15 protein-coding genes are annotated in these 18,137 nt (G+C 33.8%); 8 read left to right on the top strand and 7 right to left on the bottom strand.

The genetic code is table 11. The annotated features are described in order from the left end of the window. Positions 1–45: 45 nt before the first annotated feature. The 7 genes from rsmG to rpmH all read right to left on the bottom strand — a co-directional run bounded on the left by rsmG (position 46) and on the right by rpmH (position 6,735). Positions 46–765 carry a 16S rRNA (guanine(527)-N(7))-methyltransferase RsmG gene (rsmG, locus tag NCCP28_RS16225; RefSeq protein WP_248562462.1) on the bottom strand — a complete coding sequence of 240 codons (720 nt, stop codon included), beginning with the start codon at positions 763–765 and terminating at the stop codon, positions 46–48. 23 nt (positions 766–788) lie between these two features. Next, entirely contained in the window at positions 789–2,669 is a 1,881-nt protein-coding gene (mnmG, locus tag NCCP28_RS16230) for a tRNA uridine-5-carboxymethylaminomethyl(34) synthesis enzyme MnmG (RefSeq protein WP_248562463.1), read from the bottom strand. Between the two features lie 58 nt (positions 2,670–2,727). Beyond that, complete coding sequence (gene mnmE, locus NCCP28_RS16235) at positions 2,728–4,113, bottom strand: tRNA uridine-5-carboxymethylaminomethyl(34) synthesis GTPase MnmE (protein ID WP_248562464.1); 1,386 nt, start codon at positions 4,111–4,113, stop codon at positions 2,728–2,730. A 321-nt stretch (positions 4,114–4,434) separates the two neighbouring features. After that, on the bottom strand, positions 4,435–5,058 hold the full coding sequence (gene jag / locus NCCP28_RS16240; RefSeq protein WP_248562465.1) for an RNA-binding cell elongation regulator Jag/EloR: 624 nt from the start codon (positions 5,056–5,058) through the stop codon (positions 4,435–4,437). Then, positions 5,055–5,837 carry a YidC family membrane integrase SpoIIIJ gene (gene spoIIIJ / locus NCCP28_RS16245; RefSeq protein WP_248562466.1) on the bottom strand — a complete coding sequence of 261 codons (783 nt, stop codon included), beginning with the start codon at positions 5,835–5,837 and terminating at the stop codon, positions 5,055–5,057. Before spoIIIJ ends, jag begins: the two co-directional genes overlap by 4 nt. Positions 5,838–5,936: 99 nt before the next feature. Continuing rightward, positions 5,937–6,287, bottom strand: a complete 351-nt coding sequence (gene rnpA / locus NCCP28_RS16250; protein WP_248562467.1) for a ribonuclease P protein component — start codon at positions 6,285–6,287, stop codon at positions 5,937–5,939. A 313-nt stretch (positions 6,288–6,600) separates the two neighbouring features. Then, a complete protein-coding gene (gene rpmH / locus NCCP28_RS16255; RefSeq protein WP_101176662.1) occupies positions 6,601–6,735 on the bottom strand; it encodes a 50S ribosomal protein L34 in 135 nt (44 codons plus the stop codon). Between the two features lie 722 nt (positions 6,736–7,457). Between rpmH and dnaA the strand changes: the two genes are divergently transcribed. From dnaA to NCCP28_RS16295, 8 genes are all read left to right on the top strand, one after another. Further along, entirely contained in the window at positions 7,458–8,804 is a 1,347-nt protein-coding gene (dnaA, locus tag NCCP28_RS16260; protein ID WP_248562468.1) for a chromosomal replication initiator protein DnaA, read from the top strand. Positions 8,805–8,990: 186 nt separating this feature from the next. Next, positions 8,991–10,124 (top strand): DNA polymerase III subunit beta, encoded by a 1,134-nt coding sequence (dnaN, locus tag NCCP28_RS16265; protein ID WP_248562469.1) that lies wholly within the window; start codon positions 8,991–8,993, stop codon positions 10,122–10,124. 174 nt (positions 10,125–10,298) lie between these two features. Next, positions 10,299–10,511 carry a S4 domain-containing protein YaaA gene (gene yaaA, locus NCCP28_RS16270; protein ID WP_248562470.1) on the top strand — a complete coding sequence of 71 codons (213 nt, stop codon included), beginning with the start codon at positions 10,299–10,301 and terminating at the stop codon, positions 10,509–10,511. Between the two features lie 15 nt (positions 10,512–10,526). Beyond that, complete coding sequence (recF, locus tag NCCP28_RS16275; RefSeq protein ID WP_248562471.1) at positions 10,527–11,645, top strand: DNA replication/repair protein RecF; 1,119 nt, start codon at positions 10,527–10,529, stop codon at positions 11,643–11,645. 20 nt (positions 11,646–11,665) lie between these two features. Continuing rightward, positions 11,666–11,905, top strand: a complete 240-nt coding sequence (gene remB, locus NCCP28_RS16280) for an extracellular matrix regulator RemB (protein WP_248562472.1) — start codon at positions 11,666–11,668, stop codon at positions 11,903–11,905. A gap of 90 nt (positions 11,906–11,995) precedes the next feature. After that, the gene (gyrB, locus tag NCCP28_RS16285; protein WP_248562488.1) at positions 11,996–13,918 is read left to right on the top strand and encodes a DNA topoisomerase (ATP-hydrolyzing) subunit B; all 1,923 of its coding nucleotides are present in this window, start codon (positions 11,996–11,998) and stop codon (positions 13,916–13,918) included. Between the two features lie 103 nt (positions 13,919–14,021). Beyond that, positions 14,022–16,547, top strand: coding sequence for a DNA gyrase subunit A (gene gyrA / locus NCCP28_RS16290; RefSeq protein WP_248562473.1), 2,526 nt, complete (start codon positions 14,022–14,024; stop codon positions 16,545–16,547). Between the two features lie 255 nt (positions 16,548–16,802). Continuing rightward, positions 16,803–17,900, top strand: coding sequence for an HD-GYP domain-containing protein (locus tag NCCP28_RS16295; RefSeq protein ID WP_248562474.1), 1,098 nt, complete (start codon positions 16,803–16,805; stop codon positions 17,898–17,900). The last annotated feature ends 237 nt before the right edge of the window (positions 17,901–18,137 follow it).

Genomic DNA, 18,137 nt, shown 5'->3' on the forward strand with positions numbered 1-18,137 from the left:
TAATCTTCCTCCTTAAAAAATCTAAATCAGGAGGAAGATCATCTTTTATTCAATTGGTTCCTTATTAGGTGTACCAGGTTTTCTTGGATATTTTTTTGGTGTCGATTCTACCTTAGAGATAATTAGTATATTTCGTTCGCTTTTCTCAAATGGTAATTCGAATGAATGTTTCGCTTCCAATTTCCCACCTAAAATAGAAATTGCTCTTTTGCCAGCTTCAATTTCTCCTTCAGCACTTGCTGCTTTCATAGCAACAAATACACCACCAATCTTTACAAGAGGTAAGCATAATTCGCTTAGCACAGACAATCTTGCTACAGCTCTTGCTGTGACAATATCAAATTTTTCTCGATATTTGCTATTTTTTCCAAATGTCTCAGCACGATCATGGATAAATTCTACATTTTCCAATTGAAGTTTTTTTGCTAGATGTTCGAGAAAATTTATTCGCTTGTTTAATGAATCTACTATTGTTACCTTTAAATTTGGATAAACAATTTTTAATGGAATGGAAGGAAATCCAGCACCTGCACCTACATCACAAATATGGACAGATTTAGTAAATAAATCCTCATAAAAGGATGCCGTCACAGAATCATAAAAATGTTTTAGATATACATCTTCCCTTTCTGTAATAGCCGTAAGGTTCATCTTTTCATTCCATTCCACTAATGTTTGGAAATAAATCTCAAATTGTTCCACTTGCGTTTCGGAAAGGTTAATTCCCTTTTCTGAAAACATGTGAATAAACTGTTCTGTATTCATATTAGAACCCTTTCCAAAAAAATTTAAATGCGCGCTATGCGTCCCTGTTCTAAATAAACTAAAAGTATGGAAATATCCGCAGGATTTACCCCAGAGATTCTGGATGCTTGAGCAATGGATAATGGACGAACTGTTTTTAGCTTCTGCTTTGCTTCAGTTGCTAAACTTGAGATCGCATCATAATCTATATTTTCCGGAATTTTTTTATTTTCCATCTTTTTTAATCTTTCAACTTGCTGTAAAGATTTTTCGATATATCCTTCATACTTAATTTGAATTTCTACTTGTTCCATTATCTCATCTGTTAACAGAACATCACTTGGCACTAAAGAATGTATATGGCTATAATTCATTTCTGGTCTTCTTAATAAGTCCGCTGCGCGTATACCATCTTTTAATTCGCTGCCGCCTTGTTCTTTAATTATTTGTTGGACTTGTTCAGATGGTTTTAAGATTATTTCTTTTAAGCGCTGCTTTTCTGTTTCTATCTGTTGCTTTTTTTCGGAAAATTTTCTAAATCTTTCTTTCGAAATTAAGCCTATTTTTGCTCCAATGTCTGTTAAACGTAAATCAGCATTATCATGGCGAAGCAATAAGCGATACTCCGCTCTAGATGTTAATAAACGATATGGTTCATTTGTTCCTTTTGTAACCAAATCATCAATTAATACACCAATATAAGCATCAGAGCGGCCTAAAATTAAATCTTCTTTATCTAGCGCTCTTAACCCTGCATTAATGCCAGCCATCAATCCTTGTCCTGCTGCTTCTTCATATCCAGAAGTTCCATTAATTTGCCCTGCTGTATAAAGATTTTTTATTTTTTTTGTTTCTAAAGTAGGCCATAATTGAGTAGGCACAATTGCATCATACTCAATTGCATAACCAGCTCTCATCATTTGAACATTTTCAAGGCCAGGAATTGTTCTTAAAATTTGTTGTTGAACATCTTCAGGCAAGCTTGTTGATAATCCTTGCACATAAACTTCTTGTGTATTTTTTCCTTCTGGCTCTAAGAAAATTTGATGCCTTGGTTTATCATTAAAACGAACGACTTTATCTTCAATCGAAGGGCAATAACGAGGTCCAGTTCCTTTAATCATTCCTGAATACATTGGCGAACGATGCAAATTAGCATCAATAATTTGATGCGTCGTTTCATTCGTATAAGTCAGCCAACATGGAAGCTGTTCTGTTATATACTTTGTTGTTTCATAAGAGAATGCTCGCGGTACATCATCACCAGGCTGAATTTCTGTTTTGCTGTAGTCAATAGAATGACTATTAACGCGAGGTGGAGTTCCTGTTTTAAAACGGACCAAATCAAATCCTAATTCTTGCAGATATTCTGATAAACGAACAGATGGCTGCTGATTATTGGGTCCGCTTGAATACTTTAATTCTCCTAAAATGATTTCGCCCCGAAGATACGTACCAGTTGTGATAACTACTGTTTCTGCTCGATAAACAGCTCCTGATTTTGTAATGACACCTTTAACAATGTCTTCTTCTACAATCAACTGTTCTACCATACCTTGAATTAAGGTTAGATTTTGCTGGCTTTCTAGCGTTTTTTTCATTTCATGTTGATACATAAATTTATCTGCTTGCGCTCGCAGCGCCCTAACTGCAGGACCTTTTCCTGTATTCAACATTCTCATTTGTATATAGGTTTTATCAATATTTTTTCCCATTTCTCCGCCTAGGGCATCAATTTCTCTTACTACGATTCCCTTAGCCGGACCACCAACAGATGGATTGCATGGCATAAATGCAACCATATCAAGATTAATTGTCAACATCAAAGTATTAGCGCCAAGCCGTGCTGCTGCAAGTCCAGCCTCACAGCCCGCATGTCCCGCACCTATAACAATGACATCAAAGTTACCAGCTTCATACTGCATCACGGTGCCTCCTTATATTGTTTCACTATGCTTTCGCTAGATTTATACTATAAAAAAGTTATTTTCCGAGACAGAACTGCGAAAATAATTGGTCAATTAAGCTCTCATGTACACTATCGCCAATAATTTCTCCAAGCAATTCCCACGTTCTAGTTAAATCAATTTGGACAATATCGATTGGTGTCCCCATTTCTACACCATTTATCGCCTCATTTATAGATTGCAGTGATTGATTTAATAAGGCAATATGTCTCGTATTGGAAACATACGTCATATCACTTGCCTCAATGGTTCCTTCAAAAAATAAAGTAGATATCGCTTCTTCCAATTGGTTTACTCCATTATCCTCTAGCAAAGAAGTTGTAACCATTTTTTGATGATTAGCTAGCTTACGCACCATATCCATGTCAATTTTTTGCGGTAAATCTGTTTTATTAACAATAACGATATAATCCATTCCTTCCACTGCCTTAAAAAGATTTATATCTTCATTTGTTAATTCATCTGCATAATTTAAGACCAATAGAATCAAGTCAGCTTCCTTTAGTACTTGGCGTGATTTTTCTACACCAATTCTTTCGACAATATCTTCGGTTTCTCTTATTCCAGCCGTATCTACAAGTTTGAGCGGAACGCCCCTAATATTGACATACTCTTCAATTACATCTCTTGTTGTACCTGGAATATCTGTTACAATTGCCTTATTTTCCTGTACTAATGTATTTAGTAAAGAGGATTTTCCGACATTTGGTCTGCCTACAATAACAGTTGATAAACCTTCTCTAAGAATTTTGCCTTGCTGAGAAGTCTGCAGCAAATTTTCTATTTCCATTTTTACATTTTTGGATTTATCCAGCATCATTCGATGGGTCATTTCTTCTACATCATCATACTCTGGATAATCAATATTCACTTCTACTTGAGCTAATGTTTCAAGTATTTCCTGTCTTAGCCTTTTTATTAATTTGGACAATCGCCCTTCCATTTGCCCAAGTGCAACATTCATTGCACGATCTGTTTTTGCTCTAATTAAATCCATTACCGCTTCTGCTTGGGATAAATCAATTCTTCCATTTAAAAATGCCCTTTTAGTGAATTCTCCTGGTTCCGCCAGCCTCGCTCCGTGCGTTACCAGCAATTGAAGAAGCCTATTTACAGAAGCAATTCCCCCATGGCAATTAATCTCTACTACATCTTCTTTTGTAAAAGTTTTTGGTCCTTTCATTACAGAAACCATTACCTCTTCTACTACCTCATTGTTTGCTGGATCCACTATATGTCCGTAATGGATTGTATGAGTTAAAGCAGTGCTTATCCTTTTATTATTAATGCCTTTAAACAGCTTATCGGCAATTATAAATGCATCGGGCCCACTAATCCTAACAATTGCTATCGCTCCCTCTCCCATTGGAGTCGATATAGCAGCAATCGTATCAAAGTCCATTTTCTTCACCTCAACTTGTTCTCTAAAGTTTCTATGATAAAAGGTATTTCCTGAATATATAATTGTTACAATAGATTAGATTATCATATCCACATCTATTTAAAAAGAAAAAAATCCGCACACTTATCCACATTACATTTTTTTATTTATTCTACCATTCTATCTTATCCACATGTGAATAACAATAAAACAGCAATAAATTAAGAATAATCTTCTTGCTGAATATACCTATAACTATTTTAGAAAATAATATTGCCAAATATTAAATAAAAAAAGGCACATAAGGAGCAAAAACTCCTTATGTGCCTTTTTTTTGCTAAGCTACTTTATACGATATGGTGCAATAACAATATGCCTATTGTTATTTTCTCCAATAGAGTATGTTTTAACTTCCTTAAAAGAAACAAGCGCCGCATGAATAATCTTTCTTTCTTCTGAAAGCATCGGTTCTAACGAAATTTCTTTTCCTGTTCTTGCAGCTTTTTGGGCAATCCTCTCAGCAAGCTGAATAAGCGCCTCTTTTCTCCGTTCCCTATATCCCTCTGCATTCAACTGTACATGGTAATATTGATCTGCTTCTCTATTAATGACAAGCTGGGTTATATATTGCAAGGAATTTAAGGTCTGTCCTCTTTTTCCTATCAAAATGGCAATTTTTTGTCCATTTATCTGAAAGGTAATATTTTTCCCTTCTTCTATAACCGTAATATCAGCTATTACTCCCATTTTTTTGCAGATATCCAATAAAAATTCTTTTGCCTGTTCAACTGAATTGTTTAACCGCTTAACTGTTACGACAGCTGCACGAGATCCAAATCCAAGAAACCCCTTTTTTCCTTTATCAACAACAATGATTTCGGCTTGATTCTTTGTTGTTTTAAGTTGCGCCAAAGCTGATTCCACTGCTGTTTCGACTGTTCGCCCTTTAGCAGTTACTTCTCTCACTTTTTCGCTCCTCCTCCTGCTTTACCTGTTTCACCACTCTTTTTCAATTCGGGACCTTTAATAAAGAATGTTTGAATAATAGTGAAAATATTACCAACCACCCAATATAAAGAAAGAGCGGCAGGGAAATTTATGGCAAATACTAAAATCATAATTGGCATAATCCAAAGCATCATCATCATTTGCGGATTTTGCCCAGCAGTGCCTGCCATTGTCATTTTCGTTTGAATAAATGTCGTGATCCCCGCAAGAATCGGTAAAATATAGTATGGATCTGCTTCTCCTAAATCAAACCAAAGAAATTCATGTGTTGCAATTTCTCTAGTACGGGATATCGCATGATAAAAACCAATTAAAATTGGCATTTGAACAATTAATGGAAAACAGCCTGCAAGTGGGTTAACATTATTGTCCCTAAATAGTTTCATTGTTTCTTCTTGAAGCTTTTGTTGTGTTTTTTGATCTTTAGAGCTGTACTTTTTGCGCAAATTCTCCATTTCAGGTTGAATAGCTTGCATTGCTTTACTGTTTTTTGTTTGTTTAATCATTAATGGCAAAATAACTAAACGGACTAATATTGTTACAATAATTATGGATAAACCAAAACTTCCTCCAGCAAATTCCGCTGTTTTTACTATTAACTGAGATAATGGATAAACAATATATTCATTCCAAAATCCTTCGCTATCAGAAGTAATCGGTTTATTAAATTCTGTACAACCAGTTAAAACAGTCATGATAAACAAAATTCCTACTAGCAATAATGTTTTCTTTTTCAAGCGTCAAATCCTCCTGTATTTTCATGATTTCTCATTAAATTTTAATATATTTTATATTGTAACGTAATATTACAACCTAGGAAACGCTTAACAAAATTTTTATTCATTCTTTTTTATGATTATTTTGGCAATTTTCAATACATGCTTTAAACTATTTAGAACTTCTTCATAACTCATGTCTGAAACTGGCTTTCTCGCAATAATAACATAATCCATTGCAGGGTTTAAGTGAAGCTCCAGCTCTAAGAAAGCCTGTCTAATATATCTTTTTATCCTGTTTCTAGTTACTGCATTTCCTATCTTTTTGCTTACAGATAATCCAATGCGAAAATGATCTTGATTTTTTTTGCTTAATTTATATACAACAAATTGCCTATTGGCAAAAGATTGTCCCTTTTTAAATACCTCTTGAAAATCTTTATTTTTTTTTATTCTAAATTCTTTCTTCAACTTATATACTCCTTCAGGCTTTTCCATCCTTTTGAATAATAATATGTATTGAAAAAAAAGCATAGTTATTTCCTCTGCAGCATATTTTTAGAAAAGCCCTATTTTAGTTTCTTCTAAAAAAAAGAATCAGAATCTACAACCTCAATTCTAATTAAAAAATAGATATATGTTCATAAATTTAAAAGAAATAGCTCGCTTTTATAAATATTTCCACATACGCTAATTTTTATATCAAATAATTCTAATACAAGCTAGCAAATAACAACTCATAGAAAAATATTTATGAAAAAAAGACCACTGAGGGTTCAGTGGCCTAAGCTGATAATACTTTTCTTCCTTTGCGTCGACGGCGAGCTAAGACATTGCGTCCATTTGCGCTGCTCATACGGCTGCGGAATCCGTGAACTTTACTTCTCTTACGTTTATTTGGTTGGTAAGTTCTTTTCATTTTATATGACACCTCCCTGAGGAATAGCTGTAATAGACAGTCCATACAATTATATAAACATAGGCAATTGATTGTCAACTATTCATTTCTTTTCTTTTATTTCCTGTATTTTTTTTTGCTAATTCGGTAACAATAAATTTGGTTATCTTCATTTCTTTGAGACCGCTTTTCTTTTATATATCCGATCTAAGATTAGATAACCTAGAAAAAATTCTATTTTTACCTTCTCTATCATAATCCCCTCTCTACTTATTGTCACCTTAAAGTTATTTTTTAATAATAGATTTTTTCACCTTAAATCCTCTTATTCATTAGTCTGTGGATAAATTTCGACAGTTTTTTTTATATCCACAACAGTTATATACAACTTTTTCACATAATAAAAGTTTGTGGACATTTTTTATCAACATACTGTTCAGGTTGTGGATAGATTTCAAAAACCATTGCAGTTATTGTGATAATTTGATATTATAGTTTTGTTTTCACATTTGAATAAATTCTATGTATACCTGATTTATCCACAGAGTGTGGATAAAATGTGGACAGGTTATCAAATATATCTGAATATAGTTGTCCACAATTAGTGGATACTGTCGAAATTTCACTTAATTTCCTTATTATATATTTTTCCACAAATCAAAATAATAGCATTAGCAGATTGCTTTAATAGAAAAATCTGTTCTCTTCAACACGCAAATAAACAGAAAAGGAGGGGAAACTGTTTGGAAAATATTGCGGATTTATGGAACAAAGCCTTGTCTAATATAGAAAAGAAAATAAGCAAACCCAGTTTTGATACCTGGTTAAAAGCTACTGCTGCACATTCGTTGCAAGGGGATAGTTTGGTTATTACTGCCCCAAATGAATTTGCACGTGATTGGTTAGAAGAGCGCTATTCCCAGCTGATTTCTGGAATTCTGTATGAAATAACAGGGGAAGAGCTTACTGTAAAATTCATTATTCCTCAAAATCAAAAAGAAGAAGAATTTGATTTGCAAATTTCATCTAAACAAAGAAAAAAAACTGAAGAATCAGCTGATTTCCCACGGACTATACTAAATCCTAAATATGTTTTCGATACTTTTGTCATTGGTTCAGGAAATAGGTTTGCCCATGCAGCCTCATTAGCTGTAGCAGAAGCTCCAGCTAAAGCATATAATCCTCTTTTTATTTATGGAGGAGTTGGACTGGGAAAAACTCACTTAATGCATGCAATTGGACATTATGTTTTAGATCATAATCCTTCTGCTAAAGTTGTCTATTTATCTTCTGAAAAATTTACGAATGAATTTATCAATAGTATTAGAGATAACAAAGGGGCACAATTTAGAGATAAGTATCGAAATGTTGATGTCCTGCTAATAGATGATATTCAGTTTTTAGCTGGAAAAGAATCAACACAAGAAGAATTTTTTCATACTTTTAATACCCTGCATGAAGAAAGTAAACAGATTATTATATCCAGCGACCGGCCTCCTAAGGAGATACCGACGCTTGAGGACCGTCTTCGTTCGCGGTTTGAGTGGGGGTTAATTACAGATATAACGCCTCCTGATTTAGAAACAAGGATTGCTATTTTAAGAAAAAAAGCAAAAGCAGACGGATTAGATATTCCAAATGAAGTTATGCTATATATTGCAAATCAAATTGATACAAATATCCGGGAATTAGAAGGTGCCCTCATTCGCGTTGTTGCCTATTCCTCTTTAATCAACAAAGATATCAATGCAGATTTAGCTGCAGAGGCCCTAAAAGACATTGTTCCAACTTCTAAACCTAGAGTCATTACTATTCATGATATCCAAAAGGTTGTTGGAGAGCATTTTAATATAAAATTAGAAGATTTTAAGGCAAAAAAAAGAACAAAGTCTATTGCATTTCCTAGGCAAATCGCTATGTATTTATCTCGAGAACTTACAGACTTCTCCCTCCCTAAGATTGGAGAAGAATTTGGCGGAAGAGATCATACAACCGTTATTCATGCCCATGAAAAAATCTCAAAATTACTCGTTTCAGATTCTTTATTGCAAAAACAAATAAATGAGATAAATGAAATATTAAAAATTTAGATAGAATACTGTGTATAACTTATCGCTACTTAAACACAGTCTATCCACATGTGGATAGACTGTGTTTCCTTTACTTTTTCGAGTTATCCACAAATTAACAGGACCTACTATTATTACTACTGTTTTTTTAAAAAATAATTATTAAAAATAGCATTAAGAAATTTAAAAATATCGGAGGATTAATTTATGAAATTTATCATCCAAAAGGATTATCTTGTACAAAGCGTTCAAGATGTTATGAAAGCAATTACTAGCAGAACAACAATACCGATTTTGACAGGGATCAAAATTGTAGCGACTGATGAAGGAGTTACATTAACGGGAAGCGATTCAGATATTTCGATAGAATCGTTTATACCTAAAGAAGAAAACGATATAGAAATTGTAGAAATCCACAGAACGGGCTCTATTGTTTTACAAGCAAAGTTTTTTAGTGAAATTGTAAAAAAACTTCCAACAAATCAAGTGGAAATAGAAGTAGAGCAACTACAGACAGTTATTCGTTCTGGGAAATCAGAATTTAATTTAAATGGCTTAGATTCTGAAGAATATCCACATTTGCCAGAGCTATCAGAACAAAACATTTTAAAAATTCCTACAGACATATTAAAAAATATTATCAAGCAAACAGTATTTGCAGTGTCCACCTCAGAAACACGACCGGTGTTAACAGGTGTCAATTGGAAAGTCGAACATGGAGACTTAATCTGTATTGCAACAGATAGCCATCGTTTAGCTTTAAGAAAAGCAAAAATTAATTCCAATGAAGAACAAGTCTATAATATTGTTATACCAGGAAAAAGTTTAAATGAACTAAATCGCATTTTAGATGATGATAATGAATCCGTGGAAATTGTTATAACAGAAAATCAAATATTATTTAAAACGAAACACATTTTATTTTTCTCAAGGTTATTGGAAGGGAATTATCCAGATACCAATCGCCTTATTCCGACTGAGAGCAAAACAGATATTATTGTGAATGCAAAAGAGTTTCTACAAGCAATTGATCGTGCCTCTTTGCTTGCTCGAGAGGGAAGGAATAATGTCGTGAAGTTTTCTACTCTCAATGAGAATGTCATTGAAATTTCTTCTTTTACACCGGAAATTGGGAAAGTAGTAGAAGAATTGGTAAGCGAGTCAATTAGCGGCGAGGAACTGAAAATCTCTTTTAGTGCTAAATATATGATGGATGCTTTAAAAGCATTAGAGGGAACAGAAATAAAAATAAGTTTTACTGGTGCAATGCGTCCATTTGTTATTCATCCAATTAATGATGATGCCATTCTTCAGTTAATTCTTCCTGTAAGAACATATTAGAATAAACTTTTTATGGTTTTTAAGTGCTTCGAAAAATATAAAAAGTTCTTGTTTAAGAGGGTAGCATTTTTGTGTTAGCCCTCTTATTTTTATTTATATTTTTAGTTTTCTTTGTGTATCGGGCTATTATTTAGTAAAATAATAAGATACGATTAAATTTGAAAGAGTGAACAAATGGATAATTCAATTAGAATAGATACGGAATATATTACTTTAGGGCAATTTCTTAAAGCGGCAGAATTAATTCAATCAGGTGGAATGGCAAAATGGTTTTTAAGTGAATATGAAGTGTTTGTCAATGGAGAGCAGGATCAGAGAAGAGGAAGAAAACTTCGATCTGGCGATGTCATTGATATTCCTTCATTTGGCCAATTTACGGTTTTATAAAAAGGATGAAGCCAAATGTTTATTGAACAGCTGCTTTTGCAAAATTACCGAAACTATGAACACTTGGAAGTAGAGTTTGAAAATAAGGTGAATGTCATATTAGGAGAAAATGCACAGGGAAAAACCAATGTGATGGAATCTATCTATGTATTAGCAATGGCCAAATCTCATCGAACGTCAAACGATAAAGATCTTATTCGTTGGGACACAGAGTATGCTAAAATAGAAGGTAGGCTGCAAAAAGCACATGGCCATTTGCCTATGCAATTAATTGTATCTAAAAAGGGAAAAAAGGCGAAATATAATCACATTGAGCAACGAAAATTAAGTCAATATGTTGGCAACATGAATGTAGTTATGTTTGCACCTGAAGACCTTAATTTGGTAAAAGGCAGTCCGCAAATAAGGCGTAGATTTATTGATATGGAAATAGGGCAGATATCAGCTGTATATTTACATGATATGGGACAATATCAGAAAATATTACAGCAAAGAAATACCTATTTAAAGCAATTACAAACAAAAAAACAGTCAGATTATACAATGCTTGAAATACTGACCGAGCAATTTATAGATGCGGCAGTGAAAATTGTTGCTAAGCGATTTGAATTTCTCCAACTGCTAGAAAATTGGGCAGTACCCATCCATAAGGGAATATCAAGAGGGCTGGAAACATTAAAAATTCAGTATAAGCCTTCTGTAGATGTATCAGAAGAACAAGATTTGTCGAAAATGAAGGAAGTATACGAAGAGAAATTTTTCAAGGTGAAAGCTAGAGAAATTGAAAGAGGAATGACAATGTTTGGCCCTCATAGAGATGATTTGCTGTTTTTTGTAAATGGAAGAGATGTACAAACTTTCGGTTCTCAAGGACAACAACGAACAACTGCATTATCGATAAAGATGGCTGAAATTGAACTGATACATTCTGAAATTCGTGAGTACCCAATTCTTTTATTGGATGACGTGCTTTCTGAATTAGACGACTATCGTCAATCTCACTTACTAAATACAATTCAGGGAAAAGTACAAACATTTGTAACAACAACAAATGTAGATGGAATTGATCATCACACATTAAAAGAGGCCTCCACTTTTAGTGTGAAGTCAGGAATGATTCATAAGATTCAGTAAGCTATTTTGAGGTGACAATCATGTATGTTCATATTGGTGATGATATTCTGGTTAGGGCAATAGATATTATTTTTATCTTAGATAAGCAGACAGTCGTATCTTCTGAAATTACAAAAGAATTTTTAATAAATCATCGATCGGCAAGTATTCATGCAGAAAATAATGCCTATAAATCTATTGTAGTTACAAAAGATACTATCTATTTCTCCCCTATTGCATCAAATACACTAAAAAAACGTTCTTATAAATTAATGGTGTAAGAGATATTGATTATTATTTTATCCCAATAAATAAGATAACAAAATGGTTCATTTCGTATGTGAATAGAAAGTAAGGTGATCGATATGTCAATGGAACAAAATCCAGTTGAACAAGCGTATGATGAAAGTCAAATTCAGGTTTTAGAAGGATTAGAGGCTGTTCGCAAAAGACCTGGTATGTATATAGGCTCTACTAGTGGAAAGGGGCTTCACCATCTAGTTTGGGAAATCGTCGATAATAGTATCGATGAAGCATTAGCCGGATTTTGCAGTGAAATTAACGTTATTATTGAAAAAGACAATAGTATTACTGTAAAAGATAATGGACGTGGAATTCCAGTAGGTATTCAAGAAAAAATGGGAAGACCTGCTGTAGAAGTAATTATGACTGTTCTCCATGCTGGCGGTAAATTTGGCGGTGGCGGATATAAAGTATCGGGAGGATTGCATGGTGTAGGTGCTTCTGTTGTAAACGCCCTTTCTACAGAGTTGGAAGTTTTTGTTCATCGCGATGGCAATATTTATTACCAAAAATATAACAAAGGTGTACCAAGCGCTGATTTGAAAATAATAGGAGAAAGTGAAATAACTGGAACTATTACTCACTTTAAACCAGATGGCGAAATATTTAAAGAAACCCTTGTTTATGAGTATGAAACGCTTGCGAATAGAATTAGAGAACTGGCATTTTTAAATCGCAATATTCGTATTACGATTGAAGATAAACGAGAAGGTAATGAAAAAAGAAAAGAGTATCACTATGAAGGCGGCATAAAATCATATGTGGAACATCTAAATCGCAATAAGGATGTATTGTTTGAAGAACCTATCTACATTGAAGGGGAAAAAGATGGAATATCAGTTGAAGTATCCTTGCAATATAATGGTGGCTATACAGGCAATATCTTCTCATTTGCAAATAATATAAATACACATGAAGGCGGTACACATGAAGCTGGTTTTAAAACAGCTTTAACAAGAGCAATAAATGATTATGCTAGAAAAAATGGCATTTTAAAAGAATCTGAATCTAACCTTTCAGGAGAAGATGTACGCGAAGGAATAGTAGCTATTGTCTCTGTAAAGCATCCAGATCCCCAATTTGAAGGACAAACAAAAACAAAACTGGGGAATTCAGAAGTGCGAACTATTACAGATACAGTATTTGCTGATCACTTTGAGAAATTTCTGTTGGAAAATCCATCCATCGCTAGAAAAATAGTCGATAAAGGACAAATGGCATTGCGTGCAAGGATTGCCGCGAAAAAAGCAAGAGAGCTAACGAGAAGAAAAAGTGCATTGGAAGTATCAAGTTTACCCGGCAAGCTTGCAGATTGTTCTTCTAAAGATCCAAGCATAAGTGAGTTATTTATAGTAGAGGGAGACTCAGCGGGAGGTTCTGCTAAACAAGGGAGAGATAGACATTTCCAAGCAATTTTGCCTTTAAGAGGGAAAATACTTAATGTGGAAAAAGCACGACTAGACAGAATATTGTCTAATAATGAAGTGCGATCCATGATTACAGCAATAGGTACAGGAATAGGCGATGATTACGATATTTCTAAAGCTAGATACCAAAAAATCGTTATTATGACAGATGCCGATGTTGATGGTGCACATATACGAACATTATTATTGACTTTTTTCTATCGCTATATGAGAAAAATTGTCGAGGCAGGATATATTTATATAGCACAACCACCTCTTTTTAAAGTACAGCAAGGGAAAAAGGTTGAATATGCATATAATCAAAATCAACTTGATGGAATATTAGCTTCCCTACCAGCAACACCAAGACCTAATATACAACGATATAAAGGGCTTGGGGAAATGAACGCAGAGCAATTATGGGATACAACAATGGATCCTTCAACAAGAGTGCTGCTTCAAGTAAGTATGGATGATGCAATCGAAGCAGATGAAACATTTGAAATGTTAATGGGTGATAAAGTAGAACCACGCAGAAACTTTATTGAAGAGAATGCTGTATATGTGAAAAATTTAGATGTTTAGTCAACAGGTGACTAATCTAATTTAAATAAATAGAAGAAAGATAATTTTGGATGCTAGGATGAATTCTAGCTTCTTGCGCTTTTCTTAAGGAGGTTCCTTGTTTATGGCTGATATGCCTAATTCTCAAATAAAAGAAATAAATATTAGTAAAGAAATGCGTACCTCGTTTTTAGATTATGCAATGAGTGTAATTGTTTCTCGGGCACTTCCAGATGTACGTGATGGCTTAAAGCCGGTTCATCGCCGAATATTATATGCTATGCATGACTTAGGGATGCATTCGGATAAGCCATACAAAAAATCTGCCCGTATTGTGGGAGAAGTAATCGGAAAGTACCATCCGCATGGAGATAGTGCTGTTTATGAAACAATGGTGCGGATGGCTCAAGATTTTAATTATCGCTATATGCTCGTAGATGGGCACGGCAACTTTGGTTCTGTTGATGGAGATTCTGCTGCTGCAATGCGTTATACAGAAGCAAGAATGTCAAAAATTGCAATGGAACTTTTACGTGATATAAACAAAGATACGATTGATTATGATCCAAACTTCGATGGAGAGGAAAAAGAACCGCGCGTATTGCCATCACGTTTTCCAAATCTTTTAGTAAATGGAACAAGTGGAATAGCAGTTGGGATGGCAACTAATATTCCTCCTCATCAATTAGGAGAAGTAATCGATGGAGTATTAGCAGTAAGCAAAAATGAAGATATCACAATTCCTGAGTTAATGGAGATTATTCCTGGTCCTGACTTTCCGACTTACGGAATGATTATTGGTAGAAGTGGAATAAGAAAAGCATATGAAACAGGTCGTGGATCTATTATTGTTCGCGCGAAAGTGGAAATTGAAGTAAAGCCAAGTGGAAAAGAAGTAATTATTGTTAAAGAAATTCCATATCAAGTTAACAAGGCAAAGTTAATTGAACGTATAGCGGAACTTGTTCGCGATAAAAAAATAGACGGCATTACAGATTTAAGAGATGAGTCAGATCGCAATGGTATGCGTATTGTTATTGAAGTCCGCAAAGACGCCAATGCAAATGTACTTTTAAATAACTTATATAAGCAAACAGCGATGCAGACAAGTTTCGGCATCAATTTGCTGGCACTAGTTGATGGGCAGCCAAAGGTTCTCAATTTAAAACAATGTTTAGCTTATTATCTTGACCATCAAAAAGTGGTAATTAGAAGAAGAACCGAGTTTGAATTAAGAAAAGCAGAAGCACGTGCTCATATCTTAGAAGGATTAAGAATTGCTCTAGATCATTTAGACGAAGTAATTAGTCTAATTCGCAGTTCTCAAACGACTGAAATTGCACGTGAAGGATTGATGACAAACTTCAATCTTTCTGAGAAACAAGCACAAGCTATTCTCGATATGCGTCTGCAAAGGCTAACAGGTTTAGAAAGAGAAAAGATTGAAGAAGAGTATCAGTCATTAATGAAATTAATTGGCGAGCTAAAGGCAATTCTTGCAGATGAAGAAAAAGTCCTTGAAATTATTCGTGAAGAGTTGCTTGAACTAAAAGAAAGATTTAATGATAAACGCCGCACAGAAATTGTAGCAGGTGGAATAGAAAATATTGAGGATGAAGATTTAATTCCACAAGAAAATATCATTATTACTTTAACGCATAATGGATATATTAAACGTTTGCCAGCGTCTACCTATCGCGCGCAAAAGCGTGGAGGAAGAGGAATTCAGGGGATGGGAACAAATGAAGATGATTTTGTTGAATTGTTAAGTACAACTTCTACCCATGATACTATCCTTTTCTTTACGAATAAGGGAAAAGTTTATCGTTTAAAAGGATATGAAATACCTGAATTCAGTAGAACAGCTAAGGGAATTCCAATTATTAACCTATTAGGGGTAGAAAAAGATGAATGGGTAAATGCAATTATTCCAGTGTCTGAATTTGCAGATGATTGGTTCTTGTTCTTTACAACGAAAGAAGGAGTCTCTAAACGTTCTCCGCTTTCATCTTTTGCTAATATTCGGAACAACGGATTAATAGCAGTTAACTTAAGAGAAGGCGATGAATTAATATCGGTTCGTTTAACAGATGGTTCTAAAGACATTATCATTGGAACTAAAAATGGTCTATTAATTCGTTTCCCAGAGACAGATGTACGCTCTATGGGAAGAACTGCTACTGGAGTAAAAGGAATAACTCTCGCCGCTACAGATGAGGTAGTTGGGATGGAAGTGTTAGAAGAAAATACTGAAATCTTAATTGTAACCAAATATGGTTTTGGAAAAAGAACCCCTGCACAGGAATATAGAATTCAGGGTAGAGGCGGAAAAGGAATCAAAACTTGCAATATTACAGAAAAAAATGGAACGCTCGTTTCTATGAAAGCTGTAACAGGTGAAGAAGACTTAATGATTATTACAACGGGCGGCGTGTTAATCCGAATGGCAGTTAGCGATATATCAACTATGGGAAGAAACACTCAAGGGGTTAAGTTGATAAAACTTAATGAAAGTGAAGATGAGTTTGTTGCTACTGTTGCAAAAGTGGAAAAAGAGGAAGAAGATGAAGTCGATACTATCTTTGATGATGATATGATAGAAGGAATTCCTGAGCAAACTGCTCAAGAAGAAACAGAGATAGAAGAATAAAAAAAACATGGTTTTCACAATTCTCTAAAGTAGATAGATTCTTAAATGAAATCTGTCCTCTTTAGAGGATTTTTTTGTTGAAGAACTATAGAATATTTGTTGAATAACTGATTATTTGCTGAAAAGATATATTGTAGAATAGATAAACCATTAAAAAATTTAAAGAAGGGGATATGCTTACCTTTGAATTTTATTAACTTTCCTAAAAAAATACAGTAAAATAGTATAAAGGTCTCAATTAAAGGTGAGGATACGATGAAAGTTAATACAAGTAATTTAAGAGCAGGCTGTATTTTGGCTGAGGATGTATTTAAACTTACATCAAAACCAATAATTAGTGCCAAAACTGTTTTGACAGCTGAACATATTAATATTTTAAGAGCATTTTTAGTTCAATCAGTTGTCATAGAGAATACACAAATTGATGGCAGCGAATATATAGATTCATTAGCTGAAAATGTTCAGACAGAAAGAGAAAAGAAAAAAGAAGAAGAATCATTTTTTCGGAAATTTTTAAAGAGTGTTCAAAAATTTAAAAAAGAATTTAAATCATGGCAATCTGGTAGACCGGTGAACATTGCGAATGTTCGTTTTTTATTGCTTCCTTTGCTAAAAGATATAAAATTTGCTGATAAGGAGATATTCTCTTTATACCATTTATCGAATAAAGAGGAATATCTATACCAACATTCAATAGCTGTTGCGGTCATTAGTGCCTATATTGCACATAAATTAAATTATGATAATGGGGAAATCATACAAATTGCATTAGCCGGATGTTTAAGTGATGTAGGTATGGCTAGAATAAATCCAAGACTATTGACAAAAGCAGAACCCTTAACAGAAGAAGAGTTTCAAGAAGTAAAAGAGCATACAAGATTTAGTGTGAAAATGATTCCGGAACAAACATTAATAAAAAATGATGCCAGATTATCAATTCTTCAGCATCATGAAAGATTAGATGGCAGTGGATATCCTTTAGGGAATAGAGATATCAAGATACATCCTTATGCTAAAATAATAGCTGTTGCAGACACATTTCATGCTATGACATCTGAAAGGCTTTATAGACAAAAACAATCGCCATTTAAAGTATTAGAGCAGTTATATCAAGATTATTTTGGCAAGTATGAATTTAAAGTCCTTAATGCTCTTCGTTCAGGAATCATTCGATATACAATTGGCAGCCAGGTTCGCTTATCAAATGGAGATAAAGGAGAAGTTTTATTTATTCAAGACAAATCCCCAACACGTCCTTTAATAAAATTATTAAGTAGAGAGGATATTATTGATTTAGAGAAAAATAGACATCTTTTTATAGAAGAAATATTAGATTATAAATCTGTTTTATAATTTTTTTAAAAAATATTATAAAACTATTGCAAACATCAAGATTAGCAGATATAATAATACAAGTCAGCAAGTTAATTGATAAAAAAACAATCAAGTTGTTGACTTTTCTAAATGAAAATGATAGTATATAAAAGCCGCTTTTGTTAGTGGTGAGATTGCTCTTTGAAAACTGAACAAACAAAACGTCAACAATAATCGTTTTATAACTTTTGTTATGAACGAAACAACAAGCAGTAC

It is taken from the genome of Niallia sp. NCCP-28, from assembly GCF_023168165.1.
In the GTDB taxonomy this organism is placed as follows: Bacteria; Bacillota; Bacilli; order Bacillales; family Cytobacillaceae; genus Niallia.